This window comes from Citrobacter meridianamericanus, assembly GCF_041320245.1.
GTDB classification, from domain to species: domain Bacteria; phylum Pseudomonadota; class Gammaproteobacteria; order Enterobacterales; family Enterobacteriaceae; genus Citrobacter; species Citrobacter meridianamericanus.
In genome coordinates, this window is record NZ_CP101036.1 from 4,039,815 (window position 1) to 4,059,699 (window position 19,885).

A 19,885-nucleotide genomic window follows, 5' to 3' on the forward strand; every position below is an offset into this window, starting at 1 on the left:
ATGAGGCATTTACGCGGCCATCCGGCAAAGGCATTTAAATGATACCTACCGGCCAGTGATGGCCGATAAAATAGAGGATCCCGGCAGAAAGTATCCCGGCCACAATATCATCGATCATGATCCCCGTTCCGCCATGCACGTTGCGATCGAACCAGCGGATCGGCCACGGTTTCCACATATCCAGAATACGGAAAATCACAAAACCCGCAGCAACCCACCGCCAGTCATTGGTCGGAAGCGCCATCAGGGTTATCCACATCCCGACAAACTCGTCCCAGACAATGCTGCCGTGATCGTGCACGCCCATATCTTTCGCCGTTTGATGGCACAGATAAACGCCAATACAGATAGACAACATGACCACCAGTGAATACAGTTGCCACGGCAAAAACGTCATTAAATACCAAAATGGGATCGCCGCCAGCGATCCCATCGTGCCAGGAACAATTGGACTCAGCCCACTGCCAAAACCGGTGGCCAACAGATGCCACGGGTTGCGCATGCTCAGGCGACTTTTGGCGACATCTTTTTTAAGGCGCGGCAAAATGGTCATATCCTTTCCAGTCGAACGTGACGGGTTTTCCGTCGCGCGTAAAGTGAATACCTTCCACATCCGCGCTCATCTGCCCGATACAGGTAAACGATGCGCCGAGATTCCCCAGCGCGACGTCCAGCGCGCCACGGTTAATTTCCGGTACAGTAAAGCATAACTCATAATCTTCACCACCCGAGAGCGCCCAGCGCAGCGCTTGTTCCGATTCCACGTGTTGGGCAAATGCCGGAGAGTAAGGCAGCGCATCAACGTTAACCCGCGCGCCGCAGCCGCTGGCATTAATAATGTGCCCGAGATCGGAGATCAGGCCGTCAGAAATATCGATAGCCGCACTGGCAAGATCGCGCAGGGCTTGACCCTGCAAGATGCGCGGCGTTGGCCGCAGATGACGTTTAAGCAGATAGTCTGCGTCTTTTGCATCTCCAACCTGCAACCGATTCTGTAAAATCGCCAGCCCCGCCGCGCTGTCGCCCGGTGTGCCAGTCACATAAATCCAGTCTCCCGGTTTCGCTCCGGAGCGTTTTAAGGCCCGTCCGACAGGAACGTAGCCATGGATACCCAGCGTCATCGCCAGTGGCCCACGCGTGGTGTCACCGCCAATCAGCTGCATATCATAGTAATTAAGCAGTTCAAACAGGCCATCGCTGAAGGCTTCAAGCCAGGCTTCATCGACTTCAGGTAACGTGAGTGCTAACGTCAGCCATGCAGGGTCCGCCCCCATCGCCGCCAGATCGCTCAAATTCACCGCCAGCGCTTTCCAGGCGAGATCGGTGGGATCAATGTCAGGGAGGAAGTGGTTGCCAGCCACCAGCGTATCGGTACTGATCGCCAGCGTCTGTTTTTCAGGGATATTCAAGAGTGCGCAATCGTCGCCAATACCGGTTTCGACATCAAGACGAGAGGTTCTTACGCGGTCAAAATAACGGGCAATCAGGGAAAATTCGCCACATGCCATACGTTATGCCTCAGCAGAAAAAAAGAAAAAGCCGGGGATAGTGGAAACACGTTCCACCATCCGACCGGCCTCGGAATTACTTTTTGTTGGGGCGAATCACAGGTGCTGCTTTATCCAGTACACCGTTCACGAATTTGTGGCTGTCTTCAGCGCCGAAGGTTTTCGCCAGTTCAATCGCTTCATTGATGGCCACTTTGTATGGCACATCGCTACGCTTAGACAGTTCAAACAGCGCAATACGCAGCACGGCTTTTTCTACCTGACCCAGCTCTTCCAACAGGCGAGACAGGTAAGGCTTCATTAAGCCATCCAGGTACGCGCTGTTAGTCGCCACCCCGGACAGCAGTTCACGGAAATACAGAACGTCGACATCTTTTACGTCCTGTTCCGCCAGGAACTGGTATTCAACATCAGCGATGTCGTTCTGGGACAACTGCCAGGAGTAGAGCGCCTGGACGGCACACTCACGGGCGCGGCGACGAGCAGCAGGTTTCACGGATTTCCCCTTACAAAAATCAGGCCTTGATGGCTTTCAATACATTAATCATTTCAAGCGCAGTCAGTGCAGCTTCTGCGCCTTTGTTACCGGCTTTAGTGCCAGCACGTTCGATGGCTTGTTCAATACTTTCGGTGGTCAGAACACCGAAGGCTACCGGAATGCCGCTGTCCTGAGCGACATGCGCCAAGCCATTGCTTGCACCGCCAGCCACATATTCGAAGTGCGCGGTACCGCCACGGATCACCGTACCGAGCGCAATCACCGCGTCGTATTTACCGGTTTTCGCCAGAGCGTCAGCCGCCAGCGGCAGCTCATAGGCACCAGGAACCCAAACAACGGTAATGTTTTCATCTTTAACCTGACCAATACGTTTCAGGGCGTCGATCGCACCTTCCAGCAGGCTGTCATTGATAAAGTTGTTGAAACGCGCAATGGTGATGGCGACGCGAGCGTCCGGGGTAGCAACGTTAGCTTCAATAATGTTCATATTCTTCCTTCGGGTTCGATTTATAGCCCCGTAAGGGGGGCGGATTTTATCATAATATTCTGTGCGCTGCTTCCTCTAAATCAGAAAGCCTCACGCAGTCGTTAAATGCAGGCAAACGTCCGGGCCCACCTGGCGTATCTCATTGAATTTGAAATGGGGGGCGTCGGCCAGTTTCTCAAGGCCTGGAAGCACACATAATCCTCGCGCATCGCTGCCTAACAGTTTAGGCGCAACATACACGATTAGCTCATCAACCAAACCGGCCTGTAGTAACGCGCCCGCCAGCGTTGGGCCAGCTTCAACCCAAATGCTGTTAATTTGCTGCTTACCCAGTTGCATCATCAGCACCACCAGATCCAGATGCCCGTTATGTTCCGGCACTTTCAGGCTACGCACCGTCTCCGGCCAACTGCGAGGGTCGTCTTTAGTCCGGGCAATCCAGGTTTCTCCTGGCTGTTGCACAATTCGATGCTCCGGCGTGACCTGATTCTGGCTATCAAGAACAATGCGGATCGGCTGGCGCAGATTTTCCTGCGGGTAACTGGCCTGGGTAGACTCTCCAAGCTCCGACCAACGCACAGTAAGCTGAGGGTCGTCGGCTAATACCGTAGCGCTGCTGGTTAAAATAGCATGGCTTTGCGCTCGTAAACGTTGCACATCGCGACGCGCCTGCGGCGAGGTTATCCACTGGCTTTCACCGCTGGCCATCGCCGTACGTCCATCAAGCGAGGCACCAAGCTTAAGCTGCACATAGGGGAATCCCGTACGCATACGCTTCAGGAAGCCCTTATTAAGCTGCTCAACCTCGCTCATCATTAGCCCGTGGCTGACGTCAATGCCAGCCTGCTGCAAACGATAGAGCCCACGACCTGCTACCTGCGGATTGGGATCCTGCATCGCGGCAACCACACGTGACACGCCTGCGGCAATCAGCGCCTCGCAGCACGGCGGCGTACGCCCATGATGACTACAGGGTTCAAGCGTGACATAGGCGGTTGCCCCTTGCGCTTTTGCTCCCGCCATCCGCAAGGCATGGACTTCGGCATGCGGTTCGCCCGCGCGGTGATGATACCCTTCACCGACGATCTGCCCATCTTTAACAATCACGCAGCCCACGTTGGGATTGGGGTGAGTGGTAAAACGTCCGCGCGCAGCAAGCTTCAGCGCGCGCGCCATGTACAATTCATCCTGCATGGCTTAGTCCTGTAGGCGAGCAATCTCTTCGCCAAATTCTTTGATATCTTCGAAACTACGGTACACCGAGGCAAAGCGGATGTAGGCGACTTTATCGAGTTTTTTCAACTGCTCCATCACCAGGTTGCCAATCATCTTGCTCGGCACCTCACGCTCGCCAGTGGCACGCAGTTGTGATTTGATATGGTTCAACGCCATTTCGACGTCATCAGAACTGACCGGGCGTTTCTCAAGCGCTCTGAGCATGCCGCTGCGCAGCTTATCTTCATTAAAAGGTTCACGCACATCGTTGCTTTTCACAACGCGCGGCATGACAAGTTCAGCCACTTCAAAAGTGGTGAAACGTTCGTTACAGACCAGACACTGCCGACGGCGGCGTACTGAGGAGCCCTCGCCGACAAGACGAGAGTCAATTACCTTAGTGTCTACGGCGAAACAGAATGGGCAATGCATACGGCGTCCTGTACCTCAGTGGTTAACAGAAATCTATTTTACCCTGAACTGGCGTGACAACAAAGGCGCAGCGCTTTTGAGACAAAGGATCGATGCCTTCGCGCTCAGTGCGCACTACCATTATGCTATCGCGACAATAAAGGAAGTGATCACAATGACAAGACGTTACCTAAGAATTCTCCTGGTGGGAAGTCTCTTTAGCCTTAGCGCCTGCGCGCAGCAAAGTGAAGTACGCCAGATGCATCAAAGCGTTAGCACGTTGAATAAAGAGATGACGCAGCTCAATCAGGAAACGGTAAAAATTACCCAGCAAAATATGTTGAACGCAAAATCGACCAGCGGCGTCTATCTGCTGCCAGGTTCCAAAACCCCTGCCCGACTGGACAGCCAGATAGGCACATTACGCATGTCGCTGATAAATATTGCGCCGAACGCCGACGGAACGCGCCTGACGCTGCGGATTCAGGGTGAATCCAACACGCCTTTACCCGCCTTTAGCGCCACCGTCGAATACGGGCAAATTCAGGGTACCACGGACAACTATCAGGAAGTGAACGTTCACAACCAATTGGTCAACGCCCCGGCAAGTATTCTTGCCCCCAGCGACGTCGACATTCCGCTGCAGATAAATGGTCTCACTCGCGAACAGTTAGGTTTTGTTCGCATCCACGACGTTCAACCTGTTAGTCAATAAACTTTTTTGCGGAACGTTTTGTGCGTTCCGCAACATCACTCCCGTCTATTTTGTTACTCCTCTGACATAACCGATATTTCTGGTAAAACTTGGCAACATTGATGAGAGCCAGTACAATTCGCCGCCTAAAGTACGCAAACGTGAACGCAATCGATTACGTAAATGATAGAACTGTGAAACAAGACATATTTTTGTGAACAATGATTTTTATAATAGGCACCGAAGAATTACGAAATATTTAGAAACGCAAATTGCGCATTTTTCACTCCCGAAAGGGATTTCAAACAGTGGCATACATATGAAAAAAACATTACTTGCAGCCGGTGCAGTGCTGGCGCTCTCCTCGTCTTTTACTGCCAACGCAGCAGAAAATGACAAACCGCAATATCTGTCCGACTGGTGGCACCAAAGCGTCAACGTGGTGGGCAGCTACCACACCCGTTTCTCCCCGAAACTGAACAACGACGTGTATCTGGAATATGAAGCGTTTGCCAAAAAAGACTGGTTTGACTTCTATGGCTACATCGATATTCCTAAAACCTTCGACTGGGGTAACGGCAACGATAAAGGCATCTGGTCTGACGGTTCTCCGCTGTTTATGGAAATCGAACCGCGTTTCTCCATCGACAAACTGACCGGCACTGACCTGAGCTTTGGTCCGTTCAAAGAATGGTATTTCGCCAACAACTACATCTACGATATGGGTGATAACAAAGCCAGTCGCCAGAGCACCTGGTATATGGGTCTGGGTACCGATATCGATACCGGTCTGCCGATGGGCCTGTCTCTGAACGTGTATGCTAAATACCAGTGGCAGAACTATGGCGCATCCAACGAAAACGAGTGGGATGGCTATCGTTTCAAAGTGAAATACTTTGTGCCGATCACTCAGGTATGGGGCGGTCAGTTAACTTACATCGGCTTCACCAACTTCGACTGGGGCTCAGATTTGGGTGACGATCCGAACCGCACCAGCAACTCTATCGCTTCCAGCCACGTTCTGGCGCTGAACTACGATCACTGGCACTACTCCGTAGTGGCGCGTTACTTCCATAACGGCGGTCAGTGGAAAGGTGGCGACACTCTGAACTGGGGCGAAGGCGATTTCAGCGCGAAATCTACCGGTTGGGGTGGTTACCTGGTTGTAGGTTACAACTTCTAATTCAGGAAATCTGTCCGCAGACAAGCCAGCTTAACCGCTGGCTTTTTTATGGCTGGTCTTCACAGCGTACTTTACGTAAAAAGTCACTTAGCGAGCGATCCGCTGATTCGCGAAAGTACTTGTCGAGTGGCGTGATCTTCAGACATCGATCAACGCGAAAGCAGCGATAATCGTCACGTTTTTCACACCATGCAACGAGCAGCCAGTGCTCACCCCAGAAAAATAGTCCCAGCGGCTGAACATCGCGCCAGGAAAGATTCCCGACCTCATCGCGATAATGCAGCGCTAGTGTCTGCTGCGCCGAAACCGCGCGATGAATGAGATCGAACGCACTGCGTGAATGCGGCTGATTACCAAAATCAGGTGCGAAAATCCGTGTTTGCTCGGCCCTGCGCCGACTCTCTGACGGCAATATCGCCAGCACTTTTTCCTGCGCAGACTCCAGCGCCTGTGAGAGTGAATCCCCACCCCATGTTTTCAGCAGCCGAATAGCCACCATCAACGCTTCTGATTCGTGTTGCGTTAACATTAACGGCGGCAAATCAAACCCTGCCATTAGGCGGTATCCACTGCCCACTTCACCTTCAATGGGCACGCCGGATAAAGAGAGATCGCGGATATCGCGATAAATCGTCCGTTCAGATACCTCCAGACGTTCTGCCAGCAGCGCCGCCGTTGTCACTCGCCTGCCACGCAGGATTTGTACAATCTGAAACAAGCGGTCGGCGCGTCTGGACATATTAATCCTCAGTGCTGAAAAAATTACGCGGGTTGATGTAAACCAACACGATTGCCTTCGCTGTCAGTAAACAGCGCAATCGTGCCAATGTCTTGCCCCAGTTCGAGCGGGCCAAACACGCAGTGGCCGCCAGCGGTGGCGACACGCTCAAGCGTTGCAGCCAAATCGTCCGTATGCAGGTAAATAATAGCGCCCTGCGCTGAAGGCGTAATGCCGTCAAATTTAGCCAGCGCTCCGCCGGGAGCAGGATCCTGATGCGGGAATACGGCCAGCTCGGCGCAGTCCATATTTTCCCGACGCAAAGAAACCTGCATCACGGGCTCATAAAATGCAATGGCACGATCCATTTCTGCCACGGGGATTTCAAACCAGTTAATGACGTTGTTCATACTTCCTCCTGCCTGTGTGAGTAGTGTCAGAAGGACTATAAGACAGTGCTACTGACAGCATACTGTCAGTAGTGTGGCGACCGAAACCAATAATGGTCTGCCGCTAAATCACAGGCAAAAAAAATCCCGACCTTGCGATCGGGATTCCACTATCTTCACTCTTAATGGGTTAAGGCAGAATTGACGGCTGATCCGCCCCTTCTTTCTCGACCTTCTGCTGCAGCATGTGCTCACGCTTCATACCCAGCTTCAGCGCCAGCGCCGATGCCACGTAGATAGAAGATGCGGTACCGATGGAAACACCGATCAGCATCGTCAGCGAGAAGCCTTCCAGTACCGGACCACCGAACAGGAACAGCATCAGAATAACCATCAACGTCGTACCGGAAGTAATCAACGTACGATGCAGCGTCTGAGTCAATGACACGTTAAAGATTTCGTAAGGCGTACCGCGACGAATTTTGCGGAAGTTTTCACGAATACGGTCAGATACAACGATACTGTCGTTCAGCGAGTAACCGATTACCGACATCAGCGAGGCGACGATAGTCAGGTCAATCTCGATATGGAACAACGACAGGATCCCCAGCGTGATAATCACGTCGTGCGCCAGAGCAATAACCACCCCTGCCGCCAGTCGCCACTCAAAGCGGAAACCGACGTACACCAGGATGGAGATCAGCGCCGCCATCAACGCCATCGCCCCCGTTTGCGCCAGGTCTGCACCTACGCTCGGCCCCACGAATTCAATTCGCTTCACCGCCGCGTTTTGGTTGGTGGATTCGTTAATCACACTCAACACTTTGCTACCCAGCACCTGACCGCCGTCTGCGCCTTCGGTTGGCGGCATACGCACCATAATGTCGTGGCTGCTGCCGAAGTTCTGCAGCAGCGGGTCAACAAAGCCCGCTTTCTCCAGCGCATCGCGCATCACGTCCATTTCCGCTGGTTTTTCCAGCGTGATTTCAATGACCGTACCACCGGTGAAATCGAGACCCCAGTTAAAGCCGCGCACGCCCATCACCACGATGGCCGCGATCAGCAGGAAACCTGAAATGCCGAAAGCCCAGTAGTCCCAGCGCATAAAGTCCCAGACTTTACGGCCGTGGTTCAATTGTTCAACAGTATATTCCTGTGCCACTTCGCACTCCTCAGATTGACAGCTTTTTGACGCGCTTGCCGCCATACAACAGGTTTACGATGGCACGTGTACCGACAATTGCGGTAAACATCGACGTCGCTACCCCAATACCGGTAGTAATCGCGAACCCTTTAATTGCCCCGGTGCCGACTGCGTACAGGATAATGACCTTGATCAGCGTCGTAATGTTCGCATCGAAGATGGAGCTAAATGCGCCCGCATAACCTTCATTGATGGCCTGCTGCACCGAACGCCCGTTACTCAACTCTTCTTTGATACGTTCGTTGATCAGTACGTTCGCATCGACCGCGACAGCAAGGGTTAAGACGATCCCCGCAATCCCCGGCATACTCAGCGTAGCGCCCGGCAGCAGCGACATAATACCGACAATCAGTACCAGGTTCGCAATAAGCGCACTCGTGGCGATCAGACCGAACTTCTTATAGAAGAAGATCATGAACAGGATAGACACCACCAGACCAGCCAGACACGCTTCCAGACCCTGTTTAATGTTCTGCATACCCAGGGTTGGGCCGATGGTACGTTCTTCCACAATCTGAATCGGCGCAATCAACGCACCGGCACGTAACAGCAGAGAAAGCTGACGCGCTTCATTCGGGTTGTTGATACCGGTAATACGGAAGCTGTTGCCCAGACGAGACTGGATGTTGGCGATGTTAATCACCTCTTCCTGTTTCACCAGCACGGCGCGACCGTTGGCATCTTTCTTACCGCTGTCTTTGTACTCCACGAACAGGGTCGCCATCGGCTTACCGATGTTGTCCTTGGTGAAGTTGGACATGATGTTACCACCCGCGCTATCCAGCGAGATGTTAACCTGCGGCTGATTGTATTCGTCCTGGCTGGAAGTGGAATCGGTGATATGGTCACCGGTCAGGATCACGCGTTTGTAAAGCACAACCGGCTGACCTTCACGAGACTGTTTCACTTCCGAATCACCCGGTACACGCCCGGATGCCGCAGCAGACTGGTCAACGTTGGTGTTTACCAGACGGAATTCCAGCGTCGCGGTAGCGCCCAGAATTTCTTTCGCCCGCGCGGTATCCTGAATACCCGGCAGTTCGACCACAATGCGGTCAGCACCCTGACGTTGTACAACCGGCTCAGCAACACCCAGTTGGTTAACACGATTACGCAGAATGTTGATGTTCTGCTGTACCGCGTATTCACGGGCTTCGCTCAGGCGCGCATCGGTCATCACCGCACGCAGTGCATTGCTGCCCTGGCTAGAAATAACCAAATCCTGGTGACGCTTGCTCAGGTAAGAGATAGCTTCATCACGGGCGCTGCTATCACGAAAAGTGATGCTCAGACCGTAGTTATCTTCTTTGCGAACGGTAGTATAAGGAATGCCTTTTTCACGCAGATCGCTGCGCAGGCTATCAATATTTTGTTCCTGCAACTTACTCAGCGCGGTGTCCATATCCACTTCCATCAGGAAGTGAACGCCGCCACGCAGATCAAGACCGAGTTTCATCGGTTCTGCGTGAATGGCTGCCAGCCAACGCGGGGTTGCCGGAGCAAGGTTAAGCGCCACGACGTATTGATCACCCAATACGCCCATTAACACTTCACGAGCGCGCAGTTGGGTATCAGTGGAGTCGAAGCGCGCGAGAATAGCACCCTCTTCCAGAGCCACAGACTTAGGTGTGATTTTATCTTCTTGTAACGTTTTCTGGACCTGGATCAGCGTTTGCTCACTGGCGGCGGCACCGCGCACGCCAGTGATTTGAACAGCCGGATCCTCACCATACAGGTTGGGAAGCGCATAGAGCAGACCGACGACAATCACGACGATCAGCATGACATACTTCCACAAAGGATAACGGTTTAACACGGCAGTTCCCTTTGGGAAAACAATAAATTACAGCGCCTTCATGGTGCCTTTCGGCAGAACGGCAGCTACGAAATCACGTTTAATAACCACTTCAGTGGTGTCGTTCAGCGCGATAGCGATGTAGCCGGATTCTGCTACTTTGGTCACGCGACCCACCAGACCACCGTTAGTCAGCACTTCATCGCCTTTCGCAATGGAGTTCATCAGATTTTTGTGTTCTTTGGTACGCTTTTGCTGCGGGCGCAGGATCATGAAATAGAAAATCAGACCAAACACCACCAGCATCAGAATCAGAGACATCGGGCTGCCCTGCGCCGGAGCACCTGTTGCCGCTACCGCATCAGAAATAAAAAAGCTCATTCAAATTCCCTCATTATTAAAATTAATCAACGTTCACAGGTGGAACTGGTCTACCCTGACGTTGGTAAAAATCGGTCACGAAGCTCTCTAATTTACCCTCTTCAATAGCCTTGCGTAAACCCGCCATCAAACGCTGGTAGTAGCGAAGGTTATGAATCGTGTTGAGTCGCGCGCCCAATATTTCGTTGCAACGGTCAAGATGATGCAAGTATGCGCGCGAATAATTGCGACAGGTGTAGCAATCACACTCAGCATCGAGCGGACTGGTGTCGCTTTTATGTTTCGCGTTACGAATTTTTACCACGCCGTCAGTCACAAACAAATGACCATTACGGGCATTTCGCGTTGGCATCACGCAGTCAAACATATCGATACCACGACGCACGCCTTCAACCAGATCTTCTGGTTTACCAACGCCCATCAGGTAACGCGGTTTATCAGCCGGAATCTGCGGGCAAACATGCTCCAGAATGCGGTGCATATCTTCCTTCGGTTCACCAACAGCCAAACCGCCGACAGCGTAGCCATCAAAGCCGATATCTACCAGACCTTTGACGGAGATATCACGTAAATCTTCGTAAACGCTGCCCTGAATGATGCCAAAAAGCGCATTTTTGTTGCCGAGGCTATCAAAACGGTCGCGACTGCGCTTCGCCCAACGCAAAGACATCTCCATCGAGCGTTTAGCATAGTCCCAGTCGGCCGGATACGGTGTACATTCGTCGAAGATCATCACGATATCGGAACCGAGATCGTATTGAATCTCCATAGACTTCTCAGGATCGAGGAAGATCGGATCGCCGTTGATCGGGTTACGGAAATGCACGCCCTGCTCGGTTATCTTACGGATGTCGCCCAGGCTGAATACCTGGAAGCCGCCGGAATCGGTGAGGATCGGTCCTTTCCACTGCATGAAATCGTGCAGATCGCCGTGCAGCTTCATGATTTCCTGACCCGGGCGCAGCCAGAGGTGGAAGGTGTTACCGAGGATGATCTGCGCGCCGGTCGCTTCAACTTCTTCCGGCGTCATGCCTTTCACGGTGCCATAAGTACCGACCGGCATAAAAGCAGGCGTTTCCACTACGCCACGATCAAAAACCAGGCGGCCGCGGCGGGCGCGACCGTCTGTGGTGTCCAGTTCAAATCTCATTTTAACTCCTGCGTCAGAAAAACAGTCCGACGTTAAACACTCGCATCGCGGATTTATTCCCCAACGCGCTCAGAAATAGCCTGCGGATTGTACGTGATAAACATGGCATCACCGTAACTAAAAAAGCGATATTCCGCTTTTACCGCTTCATGATAGGCGTGCATGGTGTTTTTATAACCAGCAAATGCGGAAACCAGCATAATCAGTGTCGATTCCGGCAGGTGAAAGTTGGTTACCAGGGCATCAATCACCTGATATATATAGCCTGGATAAATGAATATTTGCGTATCACCGAAGAACGGCTCGATAAGGTCATTTTTGGCCGCCTGCGCCGCGCTTTCCAGTGAACGTACGGAGGTGGTACCTACCGCAATCACGCGGTTGCCGCGTGCTTTCGCCGCCAGCACAGCATCAACCACATCCTGTGGCACTTCCGCATACTCGGAGTGCATAATGTGATCTTCGATGGTATCTACGCGCACCGGCTGGAAGGTACCCGCCCCCACGTGCAGCGTAACGAACGCCATCTCGATACCTTTATCACGCAGTTTTGCCAACAGTGGTTCGTCAAAATGCAGACCGGCGGTCGGCGCGGCGACAGCCCCTGGTTTTTCGCTATACACGGTCTGGTACAGCTCGCGGTCAGCGTCTTCATCCGGACGGTCGATATATGGCGGCAGCGGCATATGGCCAATCGCGTTGAGGATATCGAGCACGCTACGCTCGTCATCAAACTCGACTTCAAACAACGCGTCATGGCGCGCCACCATCGTTGCTTTAATGCTTTCGTCATCGCCCAGCAGCAGCTCGGCACCCGGCTTCGGCGCTTTAGAGGCGCGAATATGCGCCAGAATCCGTTTGTCATCCAGCATACGCTCGACCAGTACTTCAATCTTGCCGCCGCTGGCTTTACGCCCAAACAGACGCGCCGGAATAACGCGGGTGTTATTAAAAACCAGCAAATCGCCAGGGTTGAGCTTATCGAGCAAATCGGTGAAAGTACCGTGCGTCAGCGCGCCCGTCGGCCCGTCCAAAGACAGCAAGCGGCAGCTACTGCGTTCAGCCTGCGGATAGTGGGCAATCAGGGATTCGGGTAGTTCAAAGGTGAAATCGGTAACGCGCATGACACTGACTCAGACTAAAATAAGAGGCGGGTAGTCTAGTGCCGGGGCGTTCTCCCTGCAACCTTTACCCCTCTGGATAAACATTTAACTATGAATTTTCTTGCACATTTGCATCTGGCTCACCTCGCCGACAGCTCGCTTTCCGGTAATCTACTGGCGGATTTTGTCCGGGGTAATCCCCAAACGCACTATTCGCCCGACGTGGTGGAGGGCATCTTTATGCACCGTCGTATCGACGTGATGACCGATAACCTGCCACAGGTGCGTGAAGCCAAAGAGTGGTTTCGCAGCGAAACGCGCCGCGTCGCACCGATTACGCTGGACGTCATGTGGGATCATTTTCTGTCGCGCCATTGGTCGGAAATCTCCCCCGACTTCCCGCTGACGGACTTTGTACGCTATGCCCGCGCCCAGGTGACCCCTATTTTACCGGAATCGCCGCCGCGCTTTATCAATCTGAACAACTACATCTGGTCGGAGAAATGGCTCGAGCGCTATCGGAATATGGATTTTATCCAGAACGTCCTGAACGGCATGGCCAGCCGCCGCCCGCGGCTCGATGCCCTGCGCGACTCATGGTATGACCTCGATACGCACTACGATGCGTTAGAAGAACGTTTCTGGCAGTTTTATCCCCAAATGATGGGACAGGCGCGACGTAAATCCCTTTGATTATAGCCCGCATCATGCACCGGATAAGCAGCAGCCGCTATCCGGCAAAAGATTGATAGACAAAACCTGTCTCATTGATTGCCAGCGCCTCTTTGTCTTATTCCCGAACACTCTCTATACTGGCCCGCGTTGCGTTCCAAAAACCCCTTAACATTGCAGGAGAATTATATGGTACTGGTAACTCGTCAGGCTCCGGATTTCACAGCAGCTGCGGTACTGGGTAGCGGTGAGATCGTTGAAAACTTCAACTTCAAGCAGCATACCAACGGTAAAACTACCGTTCTGTTCTTCTGGCCGATGGACTTCACCTTCGTTTGCCCGTCTGAACTGATCGCATTCGACAAACGTTACGAAGAATTCCAGAAGCGCGGCGTTGAAGTTGTTGGCGTTTCCTTCGACTCTGAATTTGTCCACAACGCATGGCGTAACACCCCTGTCGAAAAAGGCGGCATTGGTGAAGTGAAATACGCAATGGTTGCTGACATCAAACGCGAAATCCAGAAAGCCTACGGCATTGAGCATCCTGAAGCAGGTGTTGCTCTGCGCGGTTCTTTCCTGATCGACGCTAACGGCGTTGTTCGCCACCAGGTGGTTAACGATCTGCCGCTGGGTCGTAACATCGACGAAATGCTGCGCATGGTTGACGCGCTGCAGTTCCACGAAGAGCACGGCGACGTATGTCCGGCACAGTGGGAAAAAGGTAAAGAAGGTATGAACGCGTCTCCGGACGGCGTAGCAAAATACCTGACCGAGAACGTTTCCAGCCTGTAAATGGCATGAATCGTAAGAGGCCCGCAAATGCGGGCCTTTTTTACATCTGGTTATTAGTCTCCAGTCATCCCTTTCTCCTTATACCTCTCCGCTCATTTTGAAGTAAGTAAATGACGTCATAACCGTTTTTTTGTCCTATCTCTGGATAAACATCCTTAACGCATCAACATATTTTTCTCTAAGAATTTTCCTAACAATTTTAAGATGATATCTGAATTTTTAAGACAAAGAGCAATAAAGGAAGAGTGAACTCGCTAAATTTAACCAACATGCAATAAATATATTTAATGTCTTCACATCTGAATAATGCCGCCACACACCTTGTATTTTAATTCTTATCCCATTGTTATATAAGGCATTCCTGTTTCTTTTCAAAATAGAACGCTATAAAAAACCCATGTTAATCATAGCGCTTATAAATAAGTTATAAATTTATTAACTGTGCTAATTATTCCAACAAATATTAACACTTTTTACTTATCATTCTACAAATTCAATTAAAAAAACAGATCTTATCGATCGATTTTAATCATTACACATCAATTTATCAGCAGATTAGGATTTCTCCAGGAAACCACATTATTAACAGTGTTTTTCTTGCAGATTAGGGAGAGATATGCATGAGCAGTAAAGATAAATGCACGCGGTTTTTTATTTATTCCGCAGACTGGACGCATGCGGCTGCATTACAAAATTTAATCAGCGGTAAAAAAACTCCTGATAACTATATTTCATTGCCACAACTCACCATCAGTGAGTTGTGCGAATATACCGGACCGCCACCACATATAATCATCCTGGATGTCCCACCAGGAAGATATGTGGCATTAATCCTGGCTCTCCGTAAAAGTTTTCCTCAAGCACAAATGATTTGTACTCAGCATTATTTTCTCTACTCAGATCGTATGGTTGCTGAGTATTTTGGTGGGATATTGCTAAAGGAATATGATGCTTTAATATCTGGATATCCCAATATAGGCATTGCTGAGCATCTTACGTCACCAATATTCTCAGCTGCATATCCTCGGCTCAGAGTTTTTTGTGCAAGCGTTCCTCCGCAGGTGGTATTAGGTTCACTTGAAAAGTGGATCAGAAGAAGGTTATCAGAAGTGATACCTTCATCACGCACACGAACAATTACGCTGGATTGGTTAGCCAGAGGCATTTCACTTCGGGAAACTGCAAAACAATTGAAAAGAAGTGAAAAAGTGATGTACCACTATCGCTGGATGATGATGCAAGCTTTAGGTATACGCCATTGCAGCAGAGATTTCATTCACTCACTGACGGTAAATGCAGGACCAACAAACTGGAAAAAACCCGACAAGAAAGCCGCGCATAAATAATAGTATGTCGCGTATATAGAACTCATTTAAATTCCAAAATAAAAAATCGCTATCAATCACGATGCGGTTTCTATTGTTTCACCCCTATTTTATAGAAGTGCCATGTGTTAGCAAATATAAGGATTTATTTATGTCGCAAAAAAGCGTTTCTTTCTCAAAAAAGATATTAGTCGTCTCTATACTACTCGCAATATCAGGTACTGCTACAGCTTCTGATGAAGGCTCTGGTATGGTGAGTGGGCTTAACTGGAGTTTGTTGGAGCCTAACTCTGGCGCCGGTGATACTGCCGTTAAAGGAATTTATGCCTGGAACTTTAGTAACACCCAGGAGGAAGCCTCTCTCGATTCCGCCAGTAATAAAGGTAATATCTATTTTAACCCTCCACATCACGACCTTCTAAGTCGAACAGTAAATGTTACTGATCTTGACCTGAGCGGATACTACATTAATTTTAGCAAAACCGATCTTGCTGGTAATCAGTCTACCCTCAATCTGACCAAGGCCACCGTTGATTTTATCGAATCAGGAGGGTCTGGCACCGACACTAATATAGCCATCAACTTAAAGGACGCTCAGCTTAACGGCGCTCAGATGGATACCAACTATGATAATGCCCTTAAAAATGGGGTGGCAAAGAACAAAAACTGGGTGGCAAATCAAAATGGTGATGGCGGATATGGTATCTATGTCGATCTCGGTGACACAGGCGATGTAATTGTCGATATTGATAACAGTCAGTTAGGCTCAGAAACCTGGAAAGCAGGTATTTTTACCGGCGGCTCTGACTCCGTTAACATTACTGCTTCTGAAAGTAACATTTTCGGTTCTGTACAAGCCGGATATTCTGAAGATGTCAATATTGAACTGACAAAGCAAACAACACTCACCGGTAATATTGTCACCGGTGATGGGGAAAGTATTGTCAGTATTAATGACAACTCGAAAGTACTCGGCGACATCAACGTCAGCAATAGCAATAAAGCCCAGGTGTCTCTGGGCGATAATGTCGCAACCAGCAATGTTAATAAAATCACCGGCAACAAAACCAATTCAACTCTTGAGTTAGGTAAAGAAGTCACTGAATTAGACGGCAGTAAATTTGTCGATTTTACGGTGTTAAACGTGCTGGGTAAAAGTACCATCCTCAATGGTCTGAATGACACAAACGTAGGGTCAGCACTCAATCTGACGGGGAATCACATCATTGCTGATGTTAATATAACGGGCAATGGCGCACTCACCGTAGCAGGTAATTCCACGCTACAGGCAGATAATATCTCTTTGAGCAGCGACGCTTCGTTAACCGTCGATAATGGAACTTTGCAAACCAGCTCAGCGCAAATATTTACTGATGGTCTGGGTAGTAACGGTCTTAATACTTCTGCCACCGGCCTGAACACCACAGGCGACCGGGTATTTTTCAACGATGGCACATTAGCACTCTCTGATGCGCTATTTAACCTCGATTATGTAAAATCTGTTAATGGTCTGGTGGACAATGCCAAACTTATTATGCTGGGCAACGTGGTGTCTGCTGATGGTACTGGTCCTGCTGGTAGTGTAGATTTTGACACGGTTGGTGCTGTGGGTGAAAACACCGTGCTTGCCGGTGTTACTGTCGAATCAACAAAAAGCGACATCGTTATTGGTGGTGAAAAAAACAGTGAAGATCAAGACGGCAGCTCAAACAGTGTTGGCGTAAAAAACCTTGTGTTGGCTGCCAGTGAAAGCAACACCGCCAGTGTCACTGTGAAAGGCAACAAAACGCTGACCTTAACCGGTGATGTAGCTGGTAAAGACAACACCAGCCTTGTTTCCGCAGGGGAAGACGCCAGTGTCAGTGTTAATGTCAAAGAGGGTACATTGCAGTTGGGTCATGCTTCTCTGTCCGGAGCCACAGGTTCGTTGAATGCCACCGTAAACCTGGACAATGGGAATTTACAGGTCGCTGGTGGCAAATACAGCGTTTCCGGAGAAATTTCAGCAAACAAAAACAGCGCCATTACCATTGCAGACAGCGCGGCGTTACAAGCGTCTAAAATTGATATGAAAGACGCCAATATGCAGGTCAATGGTGTATTGCAAACCGCTGCACTCAACGCCGACTCAGGTACGACTATCAATGTGGGCACTACCGCAGATCAGGGCGCTGCGGGACATCTGCTCGCACAGAACGTAAGCCTGAACGGGGCATCTCTGTTCCTTGATCCGCAATGGCAAACCAATAGCACCATCAGTCAGGCTTCCAAAGCTGCGCTGCAATTTATCGATGACAAAATTGACGGCAAGCTCACTGCCGGGCAAAACGCCTTACTGATCCTGGGTGAGGCAACGACCGAGTGGGCTGAAACACAGTTTGCCAAAACGGGTCTGCAATGGTCTGCTGACGGGATTACCGCCGCATTAGCCATTAATGCCCCGCAATTGCTGGATAAAGACCATGGTAGTCTGGTTGTGGATGGTTCACAGACCTCAGCCCCCAGCGCAAATGCCAATACGGCTACTTTTGCCGATAATTCACTGTTAATGGTGAATGGCAAAACCATTGCCGGCGGGCAGTATGCGCTCACAGCTGAAAATGGAACGCTCAACGTCAGCGACAGCGCCAGCCTTTACATTGCCGACGCCAAAGCCAGTCAGACCTATTATATTGTCGACGGTTTTAACGGTGGTTCACCAGGTCCTATCGATGATTCCACTCAAACAGGTGTATCGGAAAAGGGATGGAATGGTGAAAATTTACTGACCAACCGACTGCTTTCTGCAACACGTCACTGGGATGTAGACAGCGGACAATTGCAGGTCACCACGGAGGCTAAATCCTCTGCTGACGCGTTACCTGGCGTCGCACTGACGCAAACGCTGGATACTATGATGGGCCAGGGAATCAATGACACGCAAAGTCAGTCTGCCGGCGTTCGTTTCCTGTCACGTGCGATAGATAATCCTTACGTCTCTACGCAGGATATCGTGAAAACCATTAACAGTGCAGCGCAGTTGGCTGTGGCCGGAGGTGTGCAGAACACTACCCTGTCCACAGGGTTGTCTGCCACCAAAGCGATCAACGATCGTAACTCAGTGCTTAACAGCAAACTCCAACCTGACGCAGGAGCTGAAGGTCTGAATTTCTGGGCCAGCACACTGTATGGCCACGACAGTAACAGTGGTTTTAAAACTGGCGCACTGGAAACCGGCAATAATGTTAATTACTTTGGTTTAATGATTGGCGCAGATATCACTCATCAAACCTCTCTGGGTAATTTGCGCAGCGGTTTAGCATTCCATTCCGGAACCGGTAAATCATCGTCCAAAGGAGATCTGCAATATACCAAAAATGATGTTGATTTTTGGGGTGCAACGTTTTATGAAAACTGGACAAATAATAATTTCAGCGTGACCGTTGATTTAGGATTGTCCAGGAACAGTAATGACGTTGAGCAGAATCTTCCGGCTTGGGTGGATATGGGCAGTAAGTTAAAAGCGGATATTGATTCCGAAATGCTGACCGCGGGAATTACGGGTGAATACCTGTACAACCTGTCCTCTATCGATATCGTTCCACACGCCGGTGTACGCTATGTACAACTCAAAACTGAACGTTTTGATACTACTACCCAGTCCGGAGAGAAGCTGTTTGATACCGCTGAGCAGAAGCAGAACCTCTGGCAATTCCCGGTTGGCGTGCGTTTAAGAACCACATACTCGCTTGATTCTGGCTGGGCAGTTAGCCCGCAAGCCGATCTGTCGGTCATTCCGGTTACTGGCGACACCAACGCGAAAACGCATATTCGTACCTACGGTATTAACGCATCCGATACACTGTCTTCAACGATTGTTGATGATACTTCGTTCTCAGGACAACTCGGTGTGAAGGCGCAGAAAGGAAATGTAAGTTTCGGTATCAACTACAACCTCGACGCATCTGAACACCAGACAGGTCAGGGGGCAATGGCCGTATTTAATTATAACTTCTGATGTGATTTACAAAATACTCGCCCTCCTCAAATCGGGAGGCGAGTATTTCTTTTCAAGAATGACGTAAAGGAGAAAATATTTATGTTTAGATATCACAAAGTGATGCAAGCCATTTTCTTCATACTGACACTTGCCACAATAAGTTGCACCATCACTTCGCTTTGTTTAGGCTATGGGAACTGGGCTTTTTATTATGGTATTGTTTCGGTAGGCTCGATGATAATTTATATGATTCACCGCTGATTATTAATTATTACGGATTATTTAATTTATCCCCCGCTTCTTACTTCTGTATAACACGTTTAACCGGTTAGCACTTCTACAGCCGTTGGCACAACAGCATTAGCCTGAGTCACAGACGG

19 protein-coding genes are annotated in these 19,885 nt (G+C 50.2%); 6 read left to right on the forward strand and 13 right to left on the reverse strand.

The genetic code is table 11. The annotated features are described in order from the left end of the window. Positions 1 to 34: 34 nt before the first annotated feature. The 6 genes from pgpA to nrdR all read right to left on the reverse strand — a co-directional run bounded on the left by pgpA (position 35) and on the right by nrdR (position 4,141). Positions 35 to 553, reverse strand: coding sequence for a phosphatidylglycerophosphatase A (pgpA, locus tag NMD08_RS19795; RefSeq protein WP_061067419.1), 519 nt, complete (start codon positions 551 to 553; stop codon positions 35 to 37). Beyond that, positions 531 to 1,508: a thiamine-phosphate kinase gene (gene thiL / locus NMD08_RS19800; protein ID WP_151224859.1), complete on the reverse strand. Its 978-nt coding sequence runs from the start codon at positions 1,506 to 1,508 to the stop codon at positions 531 to 533. The genes pgpA and thiL overlap by 23 nt, the downstream gene beginning before the upstream one ends. Positions 1,509 to 1,584: 76 nt before the next feature. Further along, positions 1,585 to 2,004, reverse strand: coding sequence for a transcription antitermination factor NusB (nusB, locus tag NMD08_RS19805; protein ID WP_000801129.1), 420 nt, complete (start codon positions 2,002 to 2,004; stop codon positions 1,585 to 1,587). 19 nt (positions 2,005 to 2,023) lie between these two features. Beyond that, positions 2,024 to 2,494 (reverse strand): 6,7-dimethyl-8-ribityllumazine synthase, encoded by a 471-nt coding sequence (gene ribE / locus NMD08_RS19810; protein ID WP_003021575.1) that lies wholly within the window; start codon positions 2,492 to 2,494, stop codon positions 2,024 to 2,026. Positions 2,495 to 2,584: 90 nt separating this feature from the next. Beyond that, a complete protein-coding gene (gene ribD / locus NMD08_RS19815) occupies positions 2,585 to 3,688 on the reverse strand; it encodes a bifunctional diaminohydroxyphosphoribosylaminopyrimidine deaminase/5-amino-6-(5-phosphoribosylamino)uracil reductase RibD (protein ID WP_151218614.1) in 1,104 nt (367 codons plus the stop codon). A gap of 3 nt (positions 3,689 to 3,691) precedes the next feature. Further along, positions 3,692 to 4,141, reverse strand: coding sequence for a transcriptional regulator NrdR (gene nrdR, locus NMD08_RS19820; protein ID WP_016152032.1), 450 nt, complete (start codon positions 4,139 to 4,141; stop codon positions 3,692 to 3,694). Between the two features lie 154 nt (positions 4,142 to 4,295). On the opposite strand from nrdR, the gene NMD08_RS19825 reads away from it, so the two are divergent. Further along, positions 4,296 to 4,835, forward strand: coding sequence for a DUF3251 domain-containing protein (locus NMD08_RS19825; RefSeq protein ID WP_210904715.1), 540 nt, complete (start codon positions 4,296 to 4,298; stop codon positions 4,833 to 4,835). A gap of 298 nt (positions 4,836 to 5,133) precedes the next feature. After that, complete coding sequence (locus tag NMD08_RS19830; protein WP_278238051.1) at positions 5,134 to 5,997, forward strand: nucleoside-specific channel-forming protein Tsx; 864 nt, start codon at positions 5,134 to 5,136, stop codon at positions 5,995 to 5,997. A gap of 46 nt (positions 5,998 to 6,043) precedes the next feature. Here NMD08_RS19830 and NMD08_RS19835 read toward each other — a convergent pair whose 3' ends face one another. The 7 genes from NMD08_RS19835 to queA form a co-directional block, all read right to left on the reverse strand. Then, positions 6,044 to 6,736: a YafY family protein gene (locus tag NMD08_RS19835; protein ID WP_151218611.1), complete on the reverse strand. Its 693-nt coding sequence runs from the start codon at positions 6,734 to 6,736 to the stop codon at positions 6,044 to 6,046. A gap of 23 nt (positions 6,737 to 6,759) precedes the next feature. After that, entirely contained in the window at positions 6,760 to 7,125 is a 366-nt protein-coding gene (locus NMD08_RS19840) for a VOC family protein (protein ID WP_151218610.1), read from the reverse strand. A 169-nt stretch (positions 7,126 to 7,294) separates the two neighbouring features. Then, positions 7,295 to 8,266 carry a protein translocase subunit SecF gene (secF, locus tag NMD08_RS19845; protein ID WP_187259364.1) on the reverse strand — a complete coding sequence of 324 codons (972 nt, stop codon included), beginning with the start codon at positions 8,264 to 8,266 and terminating at the stop codon, positions 7,295 to 7,297. A 10-nt stretch (positions 8,267 to 8,276) separates the two neighbouring features. Next, positions 8,277 to 10,124, reverse strand: coding sequence for a protein translocase subunit SecD (gene secD, locus NMD08_RS19850; protein ID WP_003021547.1), 1,848 nt, complete (start codon positions 10,122 to 10,124; stop codon positions 8,277 to 8,279). Between the two features lie 27 nt (positions 10,125 to 10,151). Next, positions 10,152 to 10,484 (reverse strand): preprotein translocase subunit YajC, encoded by a 333-nt coding sequence (yajC, locus tag NMD08_RS19855; protein WP_003021544.1) that lies wholly within the window; start codon positions 10,482 to 10,484, stop codon positions 10,152 to 10,154. 22 nt (positions 10,485 to 10,506) lie between these two features. Then, positions 10,507 to 11,634 carry a tRNA guanosine(34) transglycosylase Tgt gene (gene tgt / locus NMD08_RS19860; RefSeq protein WP_210904713.1) on the reverse strand — a complete coding sequence of 376 codons (1,128 nt, stop codon included), beginning with the start codon at positions 11,632 to 11,634 and terminating at the stop codon, positions 10,507 to 10,509. A gap of 53 nt (positions 11,635 to 11,687) precedes the next feature. Continuing rightward, entirely contained in the window at positions 11,688 to 12,758 is a 1,071-nt protein-coding gene (gene queA, locus NMD08_RS19865) for a tRNA preQ1(34) S-adenosylmethionine ribosyltransferase-isomerase QueA (RefSeq protein ID WP_370618850.1), read from the reverse strand. A gap of 90 nt (positions 12,759 to 12,848) precedes the next feature. On the opposite strand from queA, the gene acpH reads away from it, so the two are divergent. From acpH to NMD08_RS19885, 4 genes are all read left to right on the forward strand, one after another. After that, a complete protein-coding gene (acpH, locus tag NMD08_RS19870; protein WP_151224856.1) occupies positions 12,849 to 13,430 on the forward strand; it encodes an ACP phosphodiesterase in 582 nt (193 codons plus the stop codon). A 168-nt stretch (positions 13,431 to 13,598) separates the two neighbouring features. Continuing rightward, the gene (locus NMD08_RS19875) at positions 13,599 to 14,201 is read left to right on the forward strand and encodes a peroxiredoxin C (RefSeq protein ID WP_151224855.1); all 603 of its coding nucleotides are present in this window, start codon (positions 13,599 to 13,601) and stop codon (positions 14,199 to 14,201) included. A 620-nt stretch (positions 14,202 to 14,821) separates the two neighbouring features. Beyond that, positions 14,822 to 15,547, forward strand: a complete 726-nt coding sequence (locus tag NMD08_RS19880; RefSeq protein ID WP_187259363.1) for a response regulator transcription factor — start codon at positions 14,822 to 14,824, stop codon at positions 15,545 to 15,547. Positions 15,548 to 15,677: 130 nt separating this feature from the next. Beyond that, on the forward strand, positions 15,678 to 19,523 hold the full coding sequence (locus NMD08_RS19885; RefSeq protein ID WP_370618852.1) for an autotransporter outer membrane beta-barrel domain-containing protein: 3,846 nt from the start codon (positions 15,678 to 15,680) through the stop codon (positions 19,521 to 19,523). Positions 19,524 to 19,885 lie beyond the last annotated feature (362 nt).